Annotated in this window: 13 protein-coding genes; 6 read left to right on the top strand and 7 right to left on the bottom strand. The window is 46.4% G+C overall.

The features are described from left to right. The first annotated feature begins 228 nt into the window (after positions 1 to 228). Both Q0R37_RS04070 and Q0R37_RS04065 read left to right on the top strand, forming a co-directional pair. Entirely contained in the window at positions 229 to 1,230 is a 1,002-nt protein-coding gene (locus tag Q0R37_RS04070) for a hypothetical protein (RefSeq protein WP_294751595.1), read from the top strand. Between the two features lie 228 nt (positions 1,231 to 1,458). Then, a complete protein-coding gene (locus Q0R37_RS04065; RefSeq protein WP_294751593.1) occupies positions 1,459 to 2,793 on the top strand; it encodes an MATE family efflux transporter in 1,335 nt (444 codons plus the stop codon). Positions 2,794 to 2,884: 91 nt separating this feature from the next. Here Q0R37_RS04065 and asnB read toward each other — a convergent pair whose 3' ends face one another. The 6 genes from asnB to gltB all read right to left on the bottom strand — a co-directional run bounded on the left by asnB (position 2,885) and on the right by gltB (position 13,902). Further along, positions 2,885 to 4,462: an asparagine synthase B gene (asnB, locus tag Q0R37_RS04060; RefSeq protein ID WP_294751590.1), complete on the bottom strand. Its 1,578-nt coding sequence runs from the start codon at positions 4,460 to 4,462 to the stop codon at positions 2,885 to 2,887. Between the two features lie 98 nt (positions 4,463 to 4,560). Then, entirely contained in the window at positions 4,561 to 5,982 is a 1,422-nt protein-coding gene (gene purF / locus Q0R37_RS04055; protein WP_294751587.1) for an amidophosphoribosyltransferase, read from the bottom strand. Positions 5,983 to 5,996: 14 nt separating this feature from the next. Further along, positions 5,997 to 6,578: an ANTAR domain-containing protein gene (locus tag Q0R37_RS04050; protein WP_294751585.1), complete on the bottom strand. Its 582-nt coding sequence runs from the start codon at positions 6,576 to 6,578 to the stop codon at positions 5,997 to 5,999. 12 nt (positions 6,579 to 6,590) lie between these two features. Beyond that, positions 6,591 to 7,865, bottom strand: coding sequence for a glutamine synthetase family protein (locus Q0R37_RS04045; protein ID WP_294751581.1), 1,275 nt, complete (start codon positions 7,863 to 7,865; stop codon positions 6,591 to 6,593). Positions 7,866 to 7,878: 13 nt separating this feature from the next. Further along, positions 7,879 to 9,363 (bottom strand): glutamate synthase subunit beta, encoded by a 1,485-nt coding sequence (locus Q0R37_RS04040; RefSeq protein ID WP_294751578.1) that lies wholly within the window; start codon positions 9,361 to 9,363, stop codon positions 7,879 to 7,881. Positions 9,364 to 9,366: 3 nt separating this feature from the next. Further along, on the bottom strand, positions 9,367 to 13,902 hold the full coding sequence (gene gltB / locus Q0R37_RS04035; RefSeq protein WP_294751576.1) for a glutamate synthase large subunit: 4,536 nt from the start codon (positions 13,900 to 13,902) through the stop codon (positions 9,367 to 9,369). Positions 13,903 to 14,449: 547 nt separating this feature from the next. Here gltB and Q0R37_RS04030 point away from each other — a divergent pair. From Q0R37_RS04030 to Q0R37_RS04015, 4 genes are read left to right on the top strand one after another with little or no spacing between them, the layout of a single operon-like run. After that, on the top strand, positions 14,450 to 16,045 hold the full coding sequence (locus Q0R37_RS04030) for a CTP synthase (protein ID WP_294751574.1): 1,596 nt from the start codon (positions 14,450 to 14,452) through the stop codon (positions 16,043 to 16,045). Positions 16,046 to 16,060: 15 nt separating this feature from the next. After that, on the top strand, positions 16,061 to 18,148 hold the full coding sequence (locus Q0R37_RS04025) for a glutamine synthetase III (RefSeq protein WP_294751571.1): 2,088 nt from the start codon (positions 16,061 to 16,063) through the stop codon (positions 18,146 to 18,148). 5 nt (positions 18,149 to 18,153) lie between these two features. Further along, positions 18,154 to 19,002 (top strand): diaminopimelate epimerase, encoded by an 849-nt coding sequence (dapF, locus tag Q0R37_RS04020; protein ID WP_294751568.1) that lies wholly within the window; start codon positions 18,154 to 18,156, stop codon positions 19,000 to 19,002. Continuing rightward, a complete protein-coding gene (locus Q0R37_RS04015) occupies positions 18,989 to 20,188 on the top strand; it encodes an LL-diaminopimelate aminotransferase (protein ID WP_294751565.1) in 1,200 nt (399 codons plus the stop codon). Before dapF ends, Q0R37_RS04015 begins: the two co-directional genes overlap by 14 nt. Positions 20,189 to 20,225: 37 nt before the next feature. Here the strand turns inward: Q0R37_RS04015 and Q0R37_RS04010 are convergent, their stop codons facing one another. Beyond that, complete coding sequence (locus Q0R37_RS04010) at positions 20,226 to 23,048, bottom strand: glycoside hydrolase family 11 protein (protein ID WP_294751562.1); 2,823 nt, start codon at positions 23,046 to 23,048, stop codon at positions 20,226 to 20,228. Positions 23,049 to 23,153 lie beyond the last annotated feature (105 nt).

Here is a 23,153-nt window from a genome sequence, read left to right as displayed (position 1 = left end):
TTTGTCAATACCTTTACGCGATAATTTACATTATATTCATAAAAATAGTCACAGGTTATTTGTTTCCTGTGATTATTTGACTTTTCCTTAGCTTAATGACTTTACCGTTCATCGGGTGGTTTTAATTTGAAAATTTTTTTGAAATTCTGCAACACTTGTATTCCTTTGTTCGATTATATATATGAAAGCTGTTTTGAACAGCATAGCTATTTCATGGAGGATAAAAAAATGAAAAGAACAACATTAAAACTCACACTTACATTTATTCTTGCGGTATGTACGCTGGCAGGCTGCGGAAAAGACGATTCCGAGCATCAGATAAACTACAAGAATAACACCGCTGCATCAACGGCTGCATCGGCTTCTTCGGAAAGCAGTTCAGCAGCTGCGGCGGCATCTTCCGAAAACACTGAGGCTGTGACAACTCAGTCCGAAGCGTCAAACGATGTCACTTCGTATGATTATTCGGCAGCTGATCTCGCAGGAGAGTGGATGCAGAAGGATATCGGCAATATACTTACGGTCAATGATGACGGCACTTTCTCTTTGCAATACAGAAACGGCGGTACACGTTTCGGTACTGTAAAAATTGATGCCGAAGATAAAACTGACGGTACCAAGACCTGCTTTTACTCTTTTTATGAGTCTGATAATACATTATGGGCACAATTTGCCTGCTCCGAGAAGCCGTTCGATGAGATCAGTTCCGAAAATGAGGGCGGTATGACATTTATCCGCAATACTACAGGCAAGTATCTTGCTCCAAGTATTCCCGAAGCAAAGGATGTAAGAGATACACTTGCTTTTGCCGATCGTCTTATGAGCGGCGGCGGTGTTGATACGGACACAGCTTCGGAATATACAACTGATGACGGAACAGTATATCATAAGTCTGCTTCAGGTTTTTATAAAACAACTGATAGTGTGCGTCAATATCTCAGAGAACATATGACAGAGCAGTTCCTCAGCAGCGAGTACGCTTCACTTTTCGGAACGGAACATCCCAAGTGCATAGATGTTGACGGTGAGCTTTATATCGAATATCGTCCTATCGGCGGCAGATATTCATTTACTGACGAGGATCCAGCTGTTGATGCTTCTGCAGTCAATGACAGCGGTTACTCCATAAAGATCAAAAACAACGATTACGGCGCTGAGGATACCGTTGTAGTCGAAGTTGTCAAGGAAGACGGAAAATGGAAGATATCCGATGTTGCAGATAGCTTCTGAGGAAACATGAATGATCTTCCTCATCAGGCTGAAGGCTCTTGCTTTGCCTGTTGAGGGGGATCTTTGCATTATGTTTTTTAGTCTTTACTGTGCTTGGCTCATAAACCAAAATATGTTATAATAACTAAGCTGTTCCACAGAACAGAATAATTCAACACAATGATAATGCCAGATAAAACGCAAGGTATGATACTTGATGTTTTGTCCGGCTTTTTTGTGGAGGTAAACATGAAAAACAATGATTTCACAAGCGGTTCGATATTGCCAAAACTCCTGAAATTCATGCTTCCTGTTCTTATGGCTATGTTCCTTCAGGCATTGTATGGTGCTGTGGACTTGCTTATAGTCGGGCAATTCGGAACAACAGCAGACGTTTCTGCTGTTTCTACAGGTTCGCAGATAATCACGACGCTTACCAATATACTTGTCAGCTTTTCAATGGGAATCACAGTATCGGTCGCGCAGCGTATCGGTCAGAAGCGTCCCAACGATGCTGCACAGATCATTGGAACGGGACTTTATGTATTTTTCTTTGCAGGAGCTGCACTTACATTGATAAGTGTGGCTGGTGCAAATTTACTGGCTAAGGTGATGCACGCCCCTGATGAGGCTCTGAAAGCGACTGTCAGTTATATCCGTATATGCGGCGGCGGTTTCCTCATAATTACATCATATAATCTGCTGGGAAGTATTTTCCGCGGATTGGGAGATTCAAAGACTCCTCTTGCGGCTGTCGGTATCGCTTGTGTATGCAATATTATCGGTGATATGATATTTGTTTCGGTATTTCATCTTGGCGCGGCAGGAGCAGCCATCGCAACAGTCATTGCACAGTTTATCAGTGTCGTGATCTCGTTTTTCCTTATAAGGCGCATCAAGCTTCCGTTTGAGCTCCATCGTTCCGATATAAGGCCCCGCAAAGCTTCAGCGCGGAATATCATACATATAGGTACTCCGATAGCTTTGCAGGATTTCCTTGTCGGAATATCCTTTCTTGTACTCGTAGCCATAGTTAATCAGATAAGTGTTGATGCTTCGGCAGGAGTAGGTGTTGCAAACAAGGTATGCACATTCATAATGCTTATCCCCATTTCCTTCATGCAGTCCATGTCAGCATTCGTTGCACAAAACCAGGGCGCAGGCATGGGGGAGCGCTCCAGAGCTGCACTCAGGCACGGTATAGCTGTTTCCGCCACATTCGGTGTGGCAATGTTCTTTATAACATTTTTCTTCGGTGATAAGCTGGCGGGTATCTTCTGTTCTATAGATTCTACGGTGAAAGATGCGTGGGACTATCTGAAGGCATATGCGATCGACTGCCTGCAAACCTGCTTCCTTTTCTGTTTTATAGGTTATTTCAATGGTATAGAAAAGACAAAATTCGTTATGCTTCAAGGCTTATGCGGTGCTTTCCTTGTGAGGATACCCTTTGCATTGGTAATGCAGCATTACACCAGCTCACTTTTCCTTATAGGACTGGCTATACCTTGCTCCACACTTTTACAGATTGCGATGTGTTTTGCGGTATATGTCCATGCCAACAAGAGATCAGCTGCAAAATGAACAGCTCATTTCAAAACAGAATATATATGCAAAACAGCTCCCGTGCAGGAGCTGTTTTGGTATACATATCATGAAGCAGGCGTCGTCAGTTTTATTCTCCGCTAGCACCGTAGTTTGAGAGGACACGCGCGGAGGGATCGTTAACATTGCAGCCTTCCCATTCCTTGTTCGGCATCCAGAAATCCACGATCATTTCGCTGTTGCCGCTGTAGTATTTCTCAAAGATCTCACGATACAGGAGAGATTCCTTTGTAAATGGTTTAGCGTGTGTATATTTTGTGCAGTCAAGTTCAAATTCCTCGTCGGAATAATAATTCTCGGCATACTCCTTGAGGTAATCGACCATTGAATGACCCACAGCGTCCGAAAAAGCTGCTTTTTCACGGTAGAGTATCTCATGGGGGAGGTAGTCTCCCTCAAAAGCATGGCGAAGCAGATATTTTCCCTTGTTATATTTATTTAGCTTCATTTCGGGATCAATTGCCATTACGTACTTTACAAAGTCAAGGTCACCGAATGGAACACGGGCTTCAAGAGAATTTACGGATATACAGCGGTCTGCACGTAAAACATCATACATATGCAGTTCGCGGACACGCTTGACCGACTCCCGCTGAAATGCATCCGCTGATGGTGCAAAGTCGGTATACTTATATCCGAAGAGCTCGTCTGATATCTCTCCTGTGAGAAGTACGCGGATATCAGTCTGCTCATGGATAGCCTTGCATAGCAGGTACATACCCATACTTGCACGGATAGTTGTTATGTCATAAGTACCGAGAAGGTGGATAACATCGTCAAGAGCAGCAATAACATCATCTTTGGTGATGATGATTTCGGTGTGATCGCTTCCGATATAGTCAGCTGCCTGTTTTGCGTATTTCAGGTCTATAGCGTCGGTATTCATGCCGATAGCAAAGGTGTGTATAGGCTTGTCGCTCTCACGCTGAGCAATAGCGCAAACGAGCGAGGAATCAAGTCCGCCCGAAAGCAGGAATCCAACTTTTGCATCGGAATCAAGACGCTTCTTTACTCCTGAGACAAGTTTATCGTGTATATTCCTGCAGACTGTATAAATATCATCGTGAATGACCTTGTCAACAGCTGTGATGTCGCAGTAGCAGTGAAATTCTCCGCCCTTGAAGTAGTGACCTGGCGGGAAAGGCATTACCTTTCTGCAAATCCTGACAAGGTTCTTTGCTTCACTTGCAAAGACGATCGTGCCGTCATAGGACTTGCCGTAGTACAGCGGACGAATGCCTATGGGGTCACGGGCTGCAATGAATTCTTTCGCTGCGCCGTCGTATATCACGCAGGCAAACTCAGCGTCAAGCTTTGCGAACATATCAGTACCGTATTCCTTATAAAGCGGAAGAAGTATCTCGCAGTCACTGTCACTTTTAAAGCTGTAGCCCTTTTTGATGAGTTCATCGCGCAGCTTTCTGAAACCATATATCTCGCCGTTGCATATAACAGAGCTGCCATCAAGTTCAAATGGCTGCATCCCCTCGGGAGTAAGTCCCATTATGGACAGTCTCTGAAATCCGAGTACTCCTCCTGCAACTTCAGTTATTCTCTGATCGTCAGGTCCGCGTGAGACTGTTGCTTTAAGTCCCTCCGTGACCTTTTCCATACCGCCTACACCGCAGTATGCCATTATCGTACACATAGTAAATCCCTCCGAATAATAGGTATATTTTACTTGATATCACTTGTACATCGCCATTGATGTACAAGGCTTATTTTGAAGCGTTTCTGTTCCGCAGTTTATTTGTGTATTTTCTCGTCGAACTTATTTTTGCTCCCTGCACCTGAAATGTCTACGGGATAAGCTCCTGTGAAGCAGCCCTTGCAGTAGCCGAAACGGTTGTCAACGAGCTCACCGAGACATTCAACAGGCAGGTATGCAAGACTGTCAGCGCCGATATACTTTGCTATCTCATCTGTTGAGCTGCATTTGCCGGCAATGAGATTCTCCTCCGAGTCGATATCCGTGCCGAAGTGGCAGGTGTGAAGAAAAGGTGGTGAAGAGATGCGGACATGAACTTCCTTTGCTCCTGCTTCGCGCAGCAGCTTTACTATCCTTGCGCTTGTAGTGCCGCGGACTATGGAATCATCAATCATTATAACGCGCTTGCCCGAAACGCTCTCACGGACGGCGTTAAGCTTTATCTTTACTGCGTTTTCGCGCTGGTGCTGTTCGGGCTGAATGAAGCTGCGGCCGATGTATTTGTTCTTGATGAAGCCGATACCGTATGGTATACCGCTTTCGTTGGCATAACCGAGAGCCGCATCAAGTCCCGAATCGGGAACGCCGATAACTATATCTGCATCAACAGGACTGCTTTTTGCAAGGAGCCTACCTGCAGAAAGTCTCGCGTGGTGAACTGATATGCCCTCGATAACAGAATCGGGACGAGCAAAGTAGATGTACTCGAAAATGCAGATATTGCGCCTTGTTGTGCAGTTTGTGCGTATGGACTGCAATCCGTCCCTGCCTATGACGACAATTTCTCCCGCGTCAATATCACGCAGGAACTCCGCACCCACTGTTTCAAGAGCGCAGGACTCGGAAGCAACAACATAAGCTCCGTCATGAGTTCTGCCGATACACAGCGGACGGAAGCCGTCCGGGTCACGAAAGGCTATCAGCTTTGTAGCAGTCATGAGTATGCATGAGTATGCTCCCTTGATGCTGGGCATTGCACGTTCAACAGCCTGTTCGGTCGAACCTGTTGTAAGTCGTTCACGCACTATGGAATAAGCTATCGCCTCTGTGTCCGAGGTGCCGTGAAAGATAGCTCCCGACATCTCAAAGGAACGGCGGAGTTCTGCCGCATTGACAAGATTGCCGTTATGAACGAGCGCCATATTGCCCTTGATATGGCGTATTACAAGGGGCTGGATATTATTGTGATTATGTCCGCCTGTTGTGGAGTAACGGACGTGTCCTACAGCCATGTTTCCGTTGCCGAGCTTGTCGAGCTCTTCTCTGCCGAACACCTCGGAGACAAGTCCGTCTGCACGCTTATGCCTGAAGATACCGTCATCACAGACAGTTATGCCGCAGCTCTCCTGACCTCTGTGCTGGAGCGCATACAGCCCGAAATATACAGATGCGGCAACGTCAGAAGTTTTGTTTTCGTATATTCCGAAAACACCGCATTCTTCGTGGATACTGTCAAACATTTCCTACGCCTCACTTATAAGTATTGCTCACTCAGCTTATCGATTATTGCCAGAGCCGCAAGACTTTTCTTCTTGCGTTTATTCATAGCGTACTGTTCAAGATAAGCGTGTGCTTCATCCTCTGTCATACCCTTGTACTGCATGAGCATGAACTTTGCCTTGTCAATCGTCTGTATCTCGTCGATCTTTTCTTCAAGACGACGGTTCTCCTCGTAAAGCTTCAGTGAACGGTTTACGGCGATATCAAGAGTTTTCACAAGCTGGTAAAGGAGAGTACGGCTGAACGGCTTGCCGACTATGATAATACCTGTCTTTTCGGCTCGTCCTGCAATTTTTTCTGTCTGCTCCTCTTTTATCATGAAAATGCAGTTTGCAGTGGTATTTTCGATGATGTATTCCGCAAGCTCAAAGCCCGATTCGTCCATAAGCGGAGAGTTGATAACTGCGAGCTCCACAGACGGGTCGGCGTCGAAAACTGTCTTTGCCTGATAGGCTGATTCGACGAGTTTGGGCGTACATCTGAATGAATCACGGAGGAAATTCACAAGAGCTTCAGAGGCGGTCTTATTACTTGAAACTACAAGAATTTTTTCCAAAGCTTACCTCCGTCAGAGACTGTAAAAATAGTGTTTTTCCTCAAATGCATCCTTGTCATATGCCGAAGAATACACGCGCCACTCTTCATGACTGTAATATATCAGCACATCAAGTATATTTGACGGCACGTATTTCTTAACAAAATCAGAACTTTCCGTGCAGGAGGCCGCTTCCTCAAGGTTTGAGGGAAGACGTTCCGTGCCGCTGTTCTTTTCGGGCAGTGCAAGCTTTCCTTCGATGCCCTCAAGTGCCGAATATATCATCAGACCGAGAACGAAATACGGATCGCACACACAATCGGCGGCACGTAATTCAACACAGGTGTTTTCGCTTTCAGGATTAATGCGTATAAGCTGAGCTCCTTCCTCGTCTGACCAGATTACGTCACGGGGAGCAGTGAATTCACCGAGCCTTTCGTAAGAATTCACAGTCGAATTCGTGAAAAGAGTAAATTCACGGATATGCTTCATTATACCTGCTGCTGCACTTTTAAGAAGTTCATTATTGTTTTTTGTTTCCTCTAGCATATCATTGTCGGGGAAGACATTGAAGCTGATATGCATACCGTTGCCGCAGTCGCTGCGAAGAGGCTTTGGCATGAAGCTTGCGTGGACATCGTGTGTCTCCGCTACAGATTTTACAGCGGATTTGAAACTGAGGAACGTATCAGCCGCTTTTAATGCAGATGAGGCATTGAAGTCTATCTCATGCTGTCCGCAGCCGCTCTCATGGCGAGATGATATGGGATGTATACCCATCTGTTCGAGAGTGAGGCAAACATCGCGGCGTATATTCTCACCCTTGTCGTCGGGAGCAACATCGCAGTAGCCCGCATAATCATGGGGAGTTTTTGTCGGGAGCCCGTTTGCGTCCTTATGGAAAAGCGTGAATTCGCATGATGTTCCGAAGCGGAAGCAGTAGCCTGCCGCAACTGCCGCTTTCATTGCCTTTTTGAGGAAGTATCTGCCGTCTCCCTCGAACGGAGTGCCGTCAGCGTAACGGATATAGCAGAACATTCTGATTACTCTGCCCTGCTGAGGTCTCCACGGGAGAACAGTCATTGTCTGAGCGTCGGGGAAGAGGAAAAGATCTTTTCCGTTTGCTGCCTCGAAGCCTGCTATTTTCTTAGCGGTTATGCGGACTCCGCGCTCAAAGGTCATTGCAAGCTCTGATGAAAGGACAGATATGTTTTTTAGTCTGCCTTTCAAGTCGCAGAATGTAAGCTTTACGAACTTAACGTCATTTTCCTCAATATACTGCAATATCTCATTTTCTGAATAGATCATTTTAGCCTCCGTATCATAAATTGGTGTATCCCATAAGGTATTCATCGACCTCTGCCGCGGCGTCGCGTCCCTCACGGATAGCACGGACCACAAGGGACTGTCCTATGTGCATATCGCCTGCTGTGAATACCTTATCAACATCTGTGGAATGTTTGCCGGGTGCTGTTTTTACGTTTGTGCGCTGGTCAAGTGATACGCCGAAAGCGTCTGCGATATACTGCTGACAGCCGAGAAATCCTGCTGCAATGAGACAAAGCTCGCAGGGGATGATCTCTTCGCTTCCTTCGATCTCGTTCATAGTGCGTCTGCCAGTTTCGGGATCTGTGCCGTAGCTTAGCTTTACTGCCTTTATAGCAGAAAGCTTGCCGCTTTCGTCCTTGATGAATTCCTTGACTGTTGTGCAGTAGATTCGCGGATCATGTCCGAATAGCGCTATTGCTTCTTCCTGACCGTAATCGGTCTTGCAGACTCTCGGCCACTCGGGGAATGGGTTGTTCTCGGCTCTCTCGTCGGGGAGCTTAGGCATCATTTCAAGCTGAACAACTGACTTGCAGCCATGACGGACGGAAGTTCCGACACAGTCATTACCTGTATCGCCTCCTCCTATGATAACAACGTTCTTGTCCTTGGCGGAAATAAACTTGCCGTCTGTAAGCTCTGAGTCAAGCAGGCTCTTTGTAGTTGCTTTGAGGAAATCCACTGCGAAGTATATGCCCTCTGCGTCACGTCCTTCAGCTTTTATATCACGGGGATTTGACGAACCGCAGGCAAGTACGACAGCATCAAAGCTGCCGAGTATTTCATCGGCGGAAACATTTTCGCCCACATTTGAATTCGTTCTGAATTCAACGCCCTCAGCTTTCATGAGCTCAACTCGGCGCTCTATGATATGCTTTTCAAGCTTCATATTAGGGATACCGTACATAAGCAGACCACCGACACGGTCGGAGCGCTCAAATACAGTTACACTGTGACCGCGCTTATTGAGAGTATCAGCAGCAGCAAGTCCCGAGGGACCAGAGCCTATGACTGCGACATACTTGCCGCTCCTTACAGCGGGTATCTGCGGCTGCATAAGACCCTTTGCGAAGCCGAATTCGATGATTGAATTCTCGTTCTCCTTTGTAGTTACGGGTGAATCGTTAACACCGCAGATACAAGCCTTTTCACAGAGTGCTGGACATACCCTTGATGTGAACTCGGGGAAGTTGTTGGTCATGAGCAGACGGTTCAGCGCCAATTCTTTCTGACCGTGATAAAGCAGATCGTTCCATTCGGGAATGAGGTTGTTCAGCGGGCAGCCTGATATCATGCCGCAGAGCATTTTACCGTTCTGACAGAAGGGGACTCCGCAGTCCATGCAGCGTGAAGCCTGTTCGCGGCGGTGCTCTTCACTGAGCGGAATATGGAACTCATTAAAGTTCTTTATGCGCTCAAGAGGCTCCTTTGCAGTTGTTTCCGTTCTTGAATATTCAAGAAATCCTGTAGCTTTTCCCATGGCTCACGCCTCCTTTCTGATGAGCTCGAATGCTTCTATCATAGCCTGTTCGCTGCTCACGCCTGATTTTTCAAGTTTTGTTACTGTGGTTTGTATCTTCGCAAAATCGTGGGGTATAACCTTCTTGAAGCATGGCAGATAGCGCTCGAAATCAGCAAGTATCTGCTTTGCCTTTTCAGAACCTGTAGCCTCTGCGTGTTCGGAGATCATGGCCTTAAGCTCTGCGATGTCTTCTTCATCGATGACGGTTTCAAGGGAAACCAAAGCTTTGTTGAGACGTGTATAGAGATCATGCTCCTCGTCGAGGACATATGCTATACCGCCCGACATACCTGCTGCAAAGTTCTTTCCTGTTCGTCCGAGAATAACGGCACGTCCGCCTGTCATGTACTCGCAGCCGTGGTCACCCACGCCCTCGCAGACTGCAGTAGCTCCCGAATTCCTTACGCAGAAGCGTTCGCCTGCAACGCCGTTGATGAATGCCTTGCCCGAGGTAGCTCCGTAGAGAGCCACATTTCCGACGATGATATTCTCGTCAGCTTTGAATGCTGAACCCTTAGGCGGACAGAGTATCAGCTTGCCGCCCGACAGTCCCTTTCCGAAGTAATCGTTGCTGTCACCGCAAAGCTCCAGTGTAAGTCCTTTAGGTATGAAAGCGCCGAAGGACTGTCCGCCGCTGCCAGTGCATATCACTGTAAATGTATCGTCAGCAAGTACGTTTTCACCGTGGATCCGTGTTATCTCCGCACCTGTGAGAGTTCCTACGGAGCGGTCTGTATTCACAACGTTAATGGAAATCGACTTGGAAGTTCCGTTTTTCAGCGCACTTCCCAGCTTCTTTATTATAACACGGCGGTCTATGGTCTTGTCAAGTTCAAAATCGTAAATATCGTCAGCGACAAAATGTTTTTTGCTGTCAACTGTGCTGTTTGCAAGTATATTGGTAAAGTCGATATTCTTTTCAGCCGCACTGTCCTTTATGCGGAGAAAATCTGTGCGTCCCACAAGCTCGTCAACTGTGCGTATTCCGAGCTTAGCCATATATTCACGGAGCTCCTGTGCTATGAAGTGCATGAAGTTTATGATATATTCAGGCTTTCCGCGGAAACGCTTCCTGAGCTCGGGATTCTGTGTTGCTATACCCATAGGGCAGGTGTCGAGGTTGCAGACCCTCATCATAACACAGCCCATTGTTACCAGCGGAGCTGTTGCAAAGCCGAATTCCTCGGCACCGAGAAGAGCTGCAACAAGTACATCACGACCTGTCATGAGCTTGCCGTCTGTTTCAATACGTACTCTTGAACGCAGACCGTTGAGCATAAGTGTCTGATGAGCCTCGGCAAGTCCAAGCTCCCACGGAAGTCCTGCATTGTATATGGAGCTCTTTGGAGCCGCTCCCGTACCTCCGTCGTAGCCCGAAATAAGGATGACCTGTGCTCCTGCCTTTGCAACGCCTGCCGCAACAGTTCCTACGCCTGCCTCGGATACGAGTTTTACTGAGATACGAGCCTTGTCGTTGGCATTTTTGAGATCGTAGATAAGCTGTGCAAGATCTTCGATAGAGTAGATATCATGGTGGGGCGGAGGAGAAATAAGACCAACGCCTGCTGTTGAATGACGAGTTTTGGCAATCCAGGGATAGACCTTTCCCGAGGGAAGATGTCCGCCCTCACCGGGCTTTGCACCCTGTGCCATTTTTATCTGTATCTCCTGTGCTGAAACCAGATATTCCGAGGTAACGCCGAAACGTCCCGAAGCAACCTGCTTGATAGCGGAACATTTATCAGATCTCAGACGCTCGGGACTTTCACCGCCCTCGCCGCTGTTGGATTTTCCGCCTATACTGTTCATGGCAACAGCCATGCACTCATGAGCTTCCTGCGAAATAGAGCCGTATGACATGGCGCCTGTCTTGAAGCGTGTGCAAATGCTCTCAACAGACTCGACCTCGTCCAGCGGTATCTCATTTGCACTGTCAAAATTGAAGTCAAGGAGACTGCGGAGCGTAAGCTCGTTATCCTCACGGGTAAGAGCTTCGGAATACTTCTTAAATGTCTCATAGCTGCCTGTCCACGCTGCCTGCTGAAGCAGATGTATGGTCTCGGGAGTGTAAAGGTGATCGCTCTTTCCGCTGCGGAGCTTGTGACTGCCTGCGCTCTTTACTTCGCTGCTCACATGGAGTCCCAGCGGATCATAAGCAGCTGTGTGGAGAGCCTCTGTGCGGCGGCTTATATCAGCAAGTCCGATACCGCCTATACGGCTTACAGTACCTGCAAAGCAGCTGTCGATAAGCTCCTGTGAGATACCAACTGCCTCAAAAAGCTTGCTGCCCTGATAGGACTGTATAGTGGAGATTCCCATTTTTGAAGCTATTTTTACTATACCGTGGAGTATAGCACTGTTGTAGTCGTCCTCGGCAGCATAGAAATCCTTGTCGAGAGAACCTTCTTCGATAAGTGAACGGATAGTTTCGTGTGCAAGGTACGGATTTACAGCACACGCACCATAGCCGAGAAGTGCAGCAAAATGGTGTACCTCTCTTGGCTCAGCCGATTCAAGGATCATGGCAACTGCCGTGCGCTTCTTTGTGGAAACGAGATGCTGCTGGAGTGCTGAAACTGCAAGGAGTGATGGTATCGGGCAGTGGTACTCGTCAACACCGCGGTCCGAAAGGATAAGAATGGATGCACCGTCGCGGTAAGCCTTGTCAGCTTCGATGAAAAGACGCTCGATAGCCTTGTCAAGAGATGTTCCGATGTAGTAGGTTATCGGGATAACTGCGCTTTTCAGCCCTTTACGGTCAAGGGCTTTTATCTTGAGCATATCCGTCTCTGTAAGGATTGGGTTTTCGATCTTGAGTACATGGCAGTTTTCGGGACATTCTTCGAGGATATTTCCGTCCTTGCCTATGTATACGCTGGTGTCGGTAACTATCTCTTCACGGATAGCGTCAAAGGGCGGATTTGTTACCTGTGCGAATAGCTGACGGAAGTAGTTGAAAAGGGGAGGAGACTGCTTATCAAGCGGAGGGAGCGGTATATCGCTTCCCATGGAAGCAATGGGCTCAGCTCCTTTTTCAGCCATTGGCAGAATAGATGTGCGGATATCCTCGTAGGAGTAGCCGAAAGCCTTGTGGAGCTTCGCAAGCTCGTCTTTGGAGTAGGTCTGAACTCCCTTGTTCGGGATATGCAGATCATGGAGACGTACAAGGTTTGCATCGAGCCATTCGCCGTATGGCTGACGTGATGCATAAGTATTCTTGATCTCGTCGTCCTCTATGATACGTCCCTGCTTTGTGTCTGCAAGGAGCATTTTTCCCGGACGGAGACGGTCTTTTTTCACAATATTCTCAGGTGCGATATCTATGCAGCCCGTCTCTGATGAAAGAATAAGAAACCCGTCGCTTGTTATGCAGTATCTTGAAGGACGGAGGCCGTTCCTGTCGAGAACGGCTCCCATAACGTCACCGTCGGAGAAAAGAATGGAAGCAGGACCGTCCCATGGCTCCATCATTGTAGCATAGTACTGGTAGAAGTCATACTTTGCCTTGGATATGGTCTTGTCATTTTTCCACGGCTCGGGTATAGTTATCATAACCGCAAGAGGAAGCGGCATACCCGACATTACCATAAATTCGAGAGCATTGTCAAGTCTCGCGGAGTCGGAACCGTTTACATTTATAGCAGGAAGTATCCTGTGCATATCGTTTTTCAGCGTTTCACAGGTCATTGTCTCCTCACGGGCGAGCATTTTGTCTGCATTGCCTGTAATCGTATTGATCTCACCGTTGTGAACGATAAAGCGGTTCGGGTGAGCCTTCTGCCAGCTTGGATTAGTATTCGTCGAGAAACGCGAGTGCACCATTGCTATAGCAGATGTGAAGTCCTCACTGCGGAGATCGGCATAGAACCTTCTCAGCTCGTCAACGAGGAACATACCCTTATAAACTATAGTACGGCTTGAAAGGGAACATACATAAGTATCCTCGTTTGACTGCTCGAACTCACGTCTTGCAATGAAGAGCCTGCGGTCAAAATCGAGACCTCTTTTGCAGTTTTCTGGACGCCTTAGAAAAGCCTGCATGATACACGGCATACTGCTGAGCGCTTTATGACCGAGTATTGAAGGAGAAGTAGGCACTTCTCTCCAGCATATAAAGTCCATGCCGTTATTGTCGGTTATTTTTTCAAAAAGCTTCTTTGCACGGTCGCGTCTGAGTTCATTCTGCGGGAAGAAAAACATACCTACACCGAAGTCACCGTTTTCACCGAGTTCGGCACCCAGTTTTTTTATCTCTTCTGTAAAAAAGCTGTAGGGCATCTGCACAAGTATTCCCACGCCGTCACCGGTTTTGCCCTCAGCATCCTTGCCTGCACGGTGCTCAAGCTTTTCAACTATAGTAAGAGCACTGTCAACGACATATCTTGATGCCTCGCCCTTGATGTTTACAACTGCACCTATTCCGCAGTTATCATGTTCAAATCTCGGGTCGTAAAGGCCCTGCTGCACATATGGAGCTTCCCTCCTGAAATTATCCATATCATTCACTTGCCTTTCCGATACGGAGCGCCATTGATCCGCATCGCATAATAAAAAAGACGTCCATACAGACAGTAAGCCTGTACGAACGTCTTTGTTGCTAAAAATATCTTATCACGTTAAAGTGGAAATGTCAATAGGAAAATTGGTTATTTCGGCGCTTTCGTGAAATTTATACAGTTATTATATGCTAACTATTAAATAAAAATATGCGATACGTCAAATTTCAGAAAAGCTATTGACAAATCTCCCACAAAGGTCTATAATGGCATTGTAAACAGCAAGGGAGCTGCGGATATGGTATCCGTAGCTCTCTTTTTTGGTTTAAGCGCTAATTCCATACACAAAGGGGTGTATGAAGTCTCAGGACTTCTGCACCCATTTGTTTTTTATCAAGCCATGCATGATACTTACATCGTTCCGCAATTCGAAGGAGCATGAACGTTCATAAGCTGTTAAGGGCGTCTGCGGATATTATTAAACCTGAATCTCCCATACTCCGCAGACTGCCTTTATCATAAATGTATTTCAAGGAGCATAAGTAAAAATGTCAAAGTTCATTTTTGTAACAGGCGGAGTTGTTTCGGGACTCGGAAAAGGTATTACGGCAGCTTCGCTCGGAAGACTTCTCAAGCAGCGCGGCTACAAGGTCACCATTCAGAAGTTTGATCCTTACATCAATGTTGACCCGGGTACAATGTCGCCTTTCCAGCACGGTGAGGTTTTTGTCACGGACGACGGTGCCGAGACCGACCTTGATCTCGGTCACTATGAGCGTTTTGTTGACGAAAATCTCTCTGTTCACTCCAATGTAACAACAGGAAAGATTTACTGGAACGTCATTACAAAGGAGCGCCGCGGCGACTATCTCGGGGGAACGGTGCAGGTCATACCGCACATCACCAACGAGATAAAGGACAGAGTTTACAGTGCTGCAAATGAAGCGAACGCAGACGTTGTCATCACAGAGATCGGCGGTACTGTCGGAGATATCGAATCTACGCCGTTCCTTGAAGCTATAAGACAGGTCGGTACAGAACAGGGACGTGAGAATGTATGCTACATACACGTAACACTTGTACCATATATAGCAGGCTCTGAGGAGCTTAAATCCAAGCCCACACAGCACTCCACCAAGGAGCTCCTCTCAATCGGAATACAGCCCGATATAATTGTATGCCGAACAGAAAAGCGCATCCCTGATGATATGGCTGAAAAGATCGCTCTTTTCTGTAATATACGCAAGGAGGACGTAATACAGAACCTTACTGCTCCGTCGCTTTATGAAGTGCCATTGTGGCTCGAGGATGAGGGACTTGCACATTCTGTATGCCGCCACCTCGGTATATCAGACAATGCTCCCGACCTCACGGAATGGACAGAAATGGTCCGCAGGGCTGAAAACGCTCACAAGACAGTTACAATAGGACTTGTAGGCAAATATGTTGAGCTCCACGACGCATATCTCTCGGTCGCAGAGGCGCTGAGGCACGGCGGTATTATAAATGACGCAGCAGTTGAGATAAAGTGGATAGACTCTGAAAACGTCACCGCCGAAAACGCCGCCGAGATCTTCAGGGACTGCAACGGAATCATCGTTCCGGGCGGTTTCGGTCACAGAGGTATCGAGGGTATGGTGGAGTCCATACGCTACGCACGAGAGAACAAAGTTCCGTTTTTCGGAATATGTCTCGGTATGCAGATGACGGTCATCGAATATGCACGAAATGTATGCGGACTTGCAGGTGCTGATTCTGCCGAGTTCGGTGAAACTCCGTACCCTGTGATTGACATCATGGACGAGCAGAGGAACATTTCCGAAAAAGGCGGCACGATGCGTCTCGGACTTTATCCATGCAGGCTTGCAGAGGGTTCACGCTGCCGTAAGATCTACGGCGAGGAGCTGATATACGAGCGGCACCGCCACCGCTATGAATTCAACAACGCATACCGTAAAGTACTTACTCAGAACGGACTTCACATCGCGGGAATGTCACCCGATGAAAAGCTTGTTGAGATAGTGGAGCTTCCTGATCACCCGTGGTTCGTCGGAGTGCAGTTCCACCCCGAATTCAAATCACGTCCGAATAAACCACAGAAGCTCTTTGCTGACTTTATAAGAGCTTCTCTCGAAAATAAATAAATGGAGGAAATAAAAATGGAAAAGGTAACAGATTATTTTGGTTCAATGGTATTCGATGAGAGAGTCATGAAAGCAACCCTCTCAGAGAAGGTCTACAAGTCTCTGAAAAGGACGATTGACAGGGGAACGCCCCTTGATCTGTCCGTTGCAAATGTTGTTGCGGCAGCCATGAAGGACTGGGCTATCGAGAAAGGTGCAACTCACTATACTCACTGGTTCCAGCCAATGACAGGCGTTACAGCCGAGAAGCACGACAGCTTTATCACTCCTGCACCCGACGGAAGAGTTATCATGGAATTCTCGGGCAAGGAGCTTGTAAAGGGCGAGCCTGATGCTTCGTCATTCCCTTCGGGCGGACTCCGCGCTACCTTTGAAGCACGTGGATATACTGCATGGGATCCGACTTCATATGCATTCATCAAGGACGGAACACTTTACATACCTACCGCTTTCTGCTCATATACAGGTGAGGCTCTCGACAAGAAGGTTCCGCTTCTCCGCTCAATGGAAGCACTCAACAAGCAGGCACTTCGTGTTCTTAAGCTGTTCGGAAACGAAAGCGTCAGAAGCGTCCGCACATCGGTAGGTCCCGAGCAGGAATACTTCCTCGTTGACCGTGACATGTACAAGAAGAGGAAAGACCTCATAATGACAGGACGTACCCTTTTCGGTGCAATGCCTCCGAAGGGACAGGAAATGGAAGATCACTATTTCGGTTCCATAAAGTCGAGAGTATCCGAATTTATGGCTGATCTTGACAAGGAGCTCTGGAAGCTCGGTATCCTTGCAAAGACAAAGCACAATGAAGTCGCTCCCGCACAGCACGAGCTTGCTCCTATTTACAAAACTACAAATATTGCTGCCGACCACAATCAGCTCACAATGGAGGTTATGAAGAAGGTAGCCGAGCGTCACGGGCTTGTTTGCCTGCTTCACGAAAAGCCATTCGAGGGCGTAAATGGCTCGGGCAAGCACAACAACTGGTCCATCTCCACAGATACGGGCGTAAATCTTCTTTCTCCCGGAGAAACACCTTATGAGAATGCACAGTTCCTGCTCTTCCTTGCTGCTGTTATCAAGGCAGTTGACGACTATCAGGATCTACTGAGACTTTCAGTTGCTACAGCAGGCAATGACCACCGTCTCGGTGCAAACGAAGCTCCTCCCGCTATTATTTCAATATTCCTTGGTGATGAGCTTACAGCTATACTTGAGGCTATCGAGAATGACAAGCCCTACGGCGGTACAGCCAAGGAGAAAATGAAACTGGGTGTTGATGTGCTTCCTCAGTTCAGCAAGGACACAACAGACCGTAACCGTACATCTCCTTTTGCATTCACAGGCAATAAGTTTGAGTTCCGTATGCTTGGATCGTCCAACAGCATATCATGCGCCAATATCCATCTGAACGGTGCAGTTGCGGAGGTATTAAAGCAGTTCGCTGACAAGCTCGAAGGAGCAAAGGACTTCAACAAGGCTCTCCACGAACTCATAAAGAATACCATCAAGGAACACAAGCGCATAATCTTCAACGGAAACGGCTATGATGACAAGTGGGTCAAGGAAGCCGAAAAGCGCGGACTTTCCAACCTGAGGACTACTGCCGACTGTATGCCTAAGATATGTGACAAAAAGAATATTGAAATGCTCACATCACACGGTATCTTTACGGAGGCAGAGATCTATTCACGCCGCGATATCATGCTTGAAAACTATGTCAAGTCTGTAAATATCGAGGCACAGACCATGGTCGATATGGCTCGCAAGGAGATAATCCCTGCTGTAGCAAAGTTTGCTGCTGATACGGCTTCTGCTGTTGCAGTCAAGAAGAGCGTATCAAAGGCAGCCTGCAAGTACGAGACCAAGCTCGTTGAGGAGCTGTCAGTCCGCATTGATGAAATGGACGATGCAGCTGTAAAGCTTGAAGCAGCTGTTGCAAAGCTGAAAACCATCGGAGATATAATCAAGGAATCAGAGTTTGTACGTGACAAGATGATCCCTGCAATGGATAAGCTCCGTGCAGCAGCCGACAAAGCCGAGACAATAACTGCGGAGGACTATTATCCATTCCCTGCATACGACAAACTTCTTTTCGGAGTGTGATATAAATGAAATTCAACAAAATGCACGGCTGCGGCAATGACTATGTTTATGTCAACTGTTTCGAGGAGAGCGTAAGCTCTCCCGAGCAGCTTTCAAGAGCAGTAAGTGACCGCCATTTCGGAATTGGCTCCGACGGTCTTGTACTGATACTTCCGAGTGACACAGCCGACTGCCGTATGCGTATGTTCAATCCCGACGGCAGCGAATCGGAGATGTGCGGCAACGCCATACGCTGCGTTGCAAAATACGTTTACGACAAGGGCATCATTCATAAGCCTGTTGTAACTGTTGAGACTCTTGCGGGAATAAAGACTATCGAAGTCCATACCGATGAGAACGACATGGCACGTACTCTTACCGTTGATATGGGAGCTCCTGTCACTGAAGCGTCGGAGGTTCCTGTTATAGCCGAAGCATCGCCTGTTACCGATCTTTCACTTTCAGCATACGGCAGGGAGTTTAGGTTTACCTGTGTTTCTATGGGAAATCCCCATGCTGTAACATTTATCGGTGAGAACGTCAGCGGCTTTGAAGTTGAAAAATTCGGAAAAGTTTTTGAATGTGACGATCATTTCCCTCACAAGGCAAATATCGAGTTTGCGGAAGTTGTTTCTCCCAATCACCTGAAAATGCGTGTATGGGAGAGAGGTACAGGAGAGACGTTTGCCTGTGGAACAGGCACCTGTGCAACAGTCGCTGCGGCTTGTCTTAAAGGGATATGCCCGCGCAAGCCTGTGAGAGTAGAGCTTCTCGGCGGTGAGCTGGTGATTGAATGGAAGGAAGCGGACGGACATATTTATATGACAGGTCCTGCTGAATATACATTTGAGGGAGAGTACTATGGCAAGGTTTAATGAGAGATTTCTTGATCTGAAAGAAAGCTATCTGTTCAGTGAGGTGGCAAAGAGAGTAAGCACTTTTAAAGAAAAGCATCCCGAAAGGGATGTTATCAGGCTTGGTATCGGCGATGTTACACTGCCTCTGGGCAAGTCGGTAGTTCAGGCTATGCACGCAGCTGCCGATGAAATGGGCAAAGCCGAAACATTCCGCGGCTACGGTCCCGAGCAGGGATATGACTTCCTCAGAAAGGCTATAGCAGGACATTACAGGGAACTCGGCGCGGACGTTGACGAGGACGAGATATTCGTATCAGACGGTGCAAAGTCCGATACAGGAAACATAACTGATCTGTTTTCGGCTGACAATACCGTACTCATACCCGATCCGGTTTATCCTGTTTATGTTGACACGAATACCATGAACGGCAGAAACATCGTCTACATTAACGGTTCAGCGGAGAATGAATTCCTTCCCATGCCCGACAGGAGCATCCATACGGATATCATTTATCTCTGCTCTCCAAACAATCCAACAGGCGCCTGCTATAACAAGCAGCAGCTGCGTGAATGGGTGGATTATGCTCTTGAAAATGACGCCGTTATCCTCTTTGATTCAGCCTATGAGAGCTTCATATCTGACGATGAGCTCCCGAGGACGATATACTGCATCGAAGGTGCAAAGAAGTGCGCGGTGGAGTTCTGTTCGCTTTCAAAGACAGCGGGCTTTACAGGTACTCGCTGCGGATATACAATAGTTCCAAAGGCTATAAAGTCACTTTCACCTGACGGAAGGGAAATGAGCCTCAACAAGATGTGGAACAGACGTCAGACTACAAAATTCAATGGCGTTCCCTACATCGTTCAGAGAGCTGCAGAGGCTGTTTTCAGCGAAGAGGGTCAAAAAGAAACAAAGGCTATGACTGCCTGCTATATGGAAAATGCCCGTATTATATCCGACACCATGAGTGAACTTGGCATCAGGTTTACAGGCGGGATAAATTCGCCGTATATATGGTTCGAGTGTCCCTTCGGTATGGACAGCTGGACTTTCTTCGATCATATGCTCGAAAAGGCAGGAGTGGTAGGTACTCCTGGTGTGGGCTTCGGCAAGAACGGTGATCACTGGTTCAGATTAACAGCTTTCAACAATAAAGAAAATACCATTGAAGCAATGAAAAGGTTCAGAAAGCTGTTTGAATAGCATAAAAAATGTGCCTCCGTAGGGAGGCACTGTTTTTTTACCATAATTCTATTTCGGGGTTATATTTCGCAAAAAGCTTATCGAGTATTATAACGATATCATACATATCTGCTTTCGTCGTCTTTTCGGTACCGTCTTTGTAGGTGATAACCGACTTGAAATTGTATCCGTCCATAACCTGATAATAAGGGGGATTTAATTCGTAGTCCTGAGCCATTATCAAACCGTATTCTTCTTCGGTTATTTCAGTGATGATCGGATCTGCGCCTTTTAAGCCCTTTAAATCATCATAATACATGAAGAATTTGCCTTTATCCTCATATACCTTCCATGTCTTGTTTACTCCTTTGTATCCGCCTGTTTCGTTGATACTTACAGCAGCAGGCGTTTTTATCATCAGGAGAACTTCTTTCCTCATCTGACAAAGGTCGAACACATCAAGCTTATCATCGTTATTAAGGTCAGCAGCTTTCCAGTTTGCGATCATAGCATTTTTTGCACTGAGCAGCCATCTCTGCAATGTAACAACATCTGACAGACTGAATACTCCGTCATCGTTGGCATCACCTTTGATTACTTCATCTGTATCGGATGAAGTATTATACGGTTTATATTTTTTTACGGTTCCGTCCTTGTATGTCACGGTTATATCAAATTTTTCAACAGAAACAGTACCTGCCGAGTGGTTTACTTCCGCACAGATAGCAAGATCACTGAGAATATCCCATGTATCGCTGCCGAAAGCTTTACTGTATTCGGCGATATGCTTTGTGATATCAATTGAACCGCTGAATGAAGCAGTCTCTTCGCCGTTAACGGGAGGATCGTTATCAAGGCTCCAGAACTGATTTATGAGAGCATCTTCGTTGCTTATGAAGCCCAAAACAGTAAATCCGTTCAATTCATCCTTTGAATTAACGTAAAGATCATAGATATTGCCGTGATCTTCGATGGAGTTATCGGACGAAATAGGTTTTATTCTTTTTTTCAGGTTAGGTGTGTTTGCGAAGTAAGCAATGTCGATGTATAATTCATTCCTCGAAGCGTCAGGTATCGGGAGCTTTCCGCGCAAATATACCGCTGTCTCGTCGTAAGTCTGTCCGTATACCTCAACAGAATCGACAGTTACGCTGTAATCCGCAACGATACTTTTGACCTCTGAGAGATCAAGACCGCTGCCGTCAAAATGCTTTTCCGCTAAAGCTGTGCAGCCTCCGAATTCCGTATTATTCCAGCTGAAGTCAAACAGACCGTTTTTGTTGGACTTAATGGTAAAATCATTCTGACCGTAGAATTCGGGAGAGTAATTATACGGTCCGTCGGGGAAGTGAGTAATATCCAGTTTAAGAGAGTTTACGGAAAGAGAACCTCCGAAGCCTTCGGAATTAAATGTGTAGGAAGCTTTTTTTATTGTATCGGCTGAAAGGCCGTATTCCTCAAGATAATTTAATAAATCAGATATTTTGATGATATTATAGCATTTATATGGTATATTGCAGGCTATCTTTTCTCCGCAGATTTTAAAAGTGTAATTATTGTAGAAATAAAAATCATTTTGATAATTTGTTATCCAGTAATCGGTGTGTTTTTCTTCGATGCTTCCGTTCTTTACTGTATATGAATAAACTCTCATTTCCTGCTTGCGGGCGTCATATATAGTATCGGGAAGGTCTAAAATATTTTTGTTTGTAAGTGAAGCAATAAGCTTTGGCTCTATGCCTTTTTTACTGTATAAAGCAGCTATCTTATCTTCGCCGAAGTCTGTGGCTGTATCAGCAAGATACAGCTTCTGAGAGTTGTTCATCTCGAGCTCGAGTATACCGTCGAAGCTTTTGCTGTCTGTATCATCGCCTTTCAACTCAAATGAAAAGTCGTTTTTGAAAATAATAAGATCACTTCTACCTATTTTTTCAGGCTCATCAAGAAATGTCTTTGTGATCGTATTTGTACCATCCTGCCATCTGTAGTCAAATTCCTTGTTGATGGAGGATTGATCCGGGCGTATATCTATTTTGGACGGCCTGCACGAAGAGCTGTAGGTGTAAGTATAGCCGTCTTTTTCAAAGGTGCCTGATACCCGAGGGTGGTCATTCTGTGTCTGATATTCAGTTATCTCGCAGCTGTTGAGCTTTGCTGTGCCGCTGCACCTGTAGGATTCCACATTCAGGGAGAGCCTGTCAAGGTCACCTACTGCCTGTCCGAGTTCTTCAAGAGCGTAAAAATGTGCACCAACGTCTATCTGACCTGAATAGCTGTTTTTTTCGCTGTCAGGATCGGAACTGCATTTCATTTCTCCGCCTCTGCGGACGCTTAAGTATACAGGATATGAAAAGGAACCGTCAATAGTGTGTCCATATCTTTTCTGAGTGTAAAGATCATAAGTCTTGCCGTCAATATCAACGCTGCCTAATGAAGTACAATTCTCCATGGTTCCGTAGCTCGGCAAATTATAACCACAGTCCATAAAGAAGAATTCAGCGGCAGGGTCTTTAAGGTAACCATAAGCACATACATATGTGGAGGCAACGTCTGAAGCTTCATTCTGTACAGGAGCAAAATTCACCGATAAGTCGTAGTCTATTTTGTAATTGTTTGAAATCGGCTTTTGATATATCAGGCCTTTAGCAAAGAAGCAGTTGCCATTTGCGTCCCATTCCGCATCAAAACCGCCCTTTTTATCAATATCGAATGAAACAGCATTATCATTCGAGTCGGTCCAGTATTCATAATCGTAGCCTTCGTATGAAGTGATTTTATTATTTACGGCATTTGCCGTGAGCGGTACTGTTGGTACAGCAGCCGCAAAGCATATGGCAGCAGTTCCCGCAGAAATAATGCGTTTAAATACACTGAATGTCATAAATACACCTCCGAGGTAAAATAAAATGTCAGGATACAATTATCCACTATAATAATTTTACATCATTAAATATAACAAAGCAAGCCAATTATTGTTGGTATTTGA

The sequence above is a fragment of the uncultured Ruminococcus sp. genome (genome assembly GCF_946415235.1).
Taxonomy (GTDB): domain Bacteria; phylum Bacillota; class Clostridia; order Oscillospirales; family Ruminococcaceae; genus Ruminococcus.
The sequence above is the reverse complement of the archived record's forward strand: the minus strand, read 5'-3'. Positions and strand labels throughout refer to the sequence as shown.

Bases quoted from the DNA above. Each gene is read 5' to 3' on its own strand.
- Q0R37_RS04025 (WP_294751571.1), top strand. From the start codon at position 16,061: ATGGAAAAGGTAACAGATTATTTTGGTTCAATGGTATTCGATGAGAGA.
- Q0R37_RS04045 (WP_294751581.1), bottom strand. From the start codon at position 7,865: ATGATCTATTCAGAAAATGAGATATTGCAGTATATTGAGGAAAATGAC.
- purF (WP_294751587.1), bottom strand. From the start codon at position 5,982: ATGTTTGACAGTATCCACGAAGAATGCGGTGTTTTCGGAATATACGAA.
- Q0R37_RS04040 (WP_294751578.1), bottom strand. From the start codon at position 9,363: ATGGGAAAAGCTACAGGATTTCTTGAATATTCAAGAACGGAAACAACT.
- dapF (WP_294751568.1), top strand. From the start codon at position 18,154: ATGAAATTCAACAAAATGCACGGCTGCGGCAATGACTATGTTTATGTC.
- Q0R37_RS04065 (WP_294751593.1), top strand. From the start codon at position 1,459: ATGAAAAACAATGATTTCACAAGCGGTTCGATATTGCCAAAACTCCTG.
- Q0R37_RS04010 (WP_294751562.1), bottom strand. From the start codon at position 23,048: ATGACATTCAGTGTATTTAAACGCATTATTTCTGCGGGAACTGCTGCC.
- gltB (WP_294751576.1), bottom strand. From the start codon at position 13,902: ATGGATAATTTCAGGAGGGAAGCTCCATATGTGCAGCAGGGCCTTTAC.
- asnB (WP_294751590.1), bottom strand. From the start codon at position 4,462: ATGTGTACGATAATGGCATACTGCGGTGTAGGCGGTATGGAAAAGGTC.
- Q0R37_RS04030 (WP_294751574.1), top strand. From the start codon at position 14,450: ATGTCAAAGTTCATTTTTGTAACAGGCGGAGTTGTTTCGGGACTCGGA.
- Q0R37_RS04070 (WP_294751595.1), top strand. From the start codon at position 229: ATGAAAAGAACAACATTAAAACTCACACTTACATTTATTCTTGCGGTA.
- Q0R37_RS04015 (WP_294751565.1), top strand. From the start codon at position 18,989: ATGGCAAGGTTTAATGAGAGATTTCTTGATCTGAAAGAAAGCTATCTG.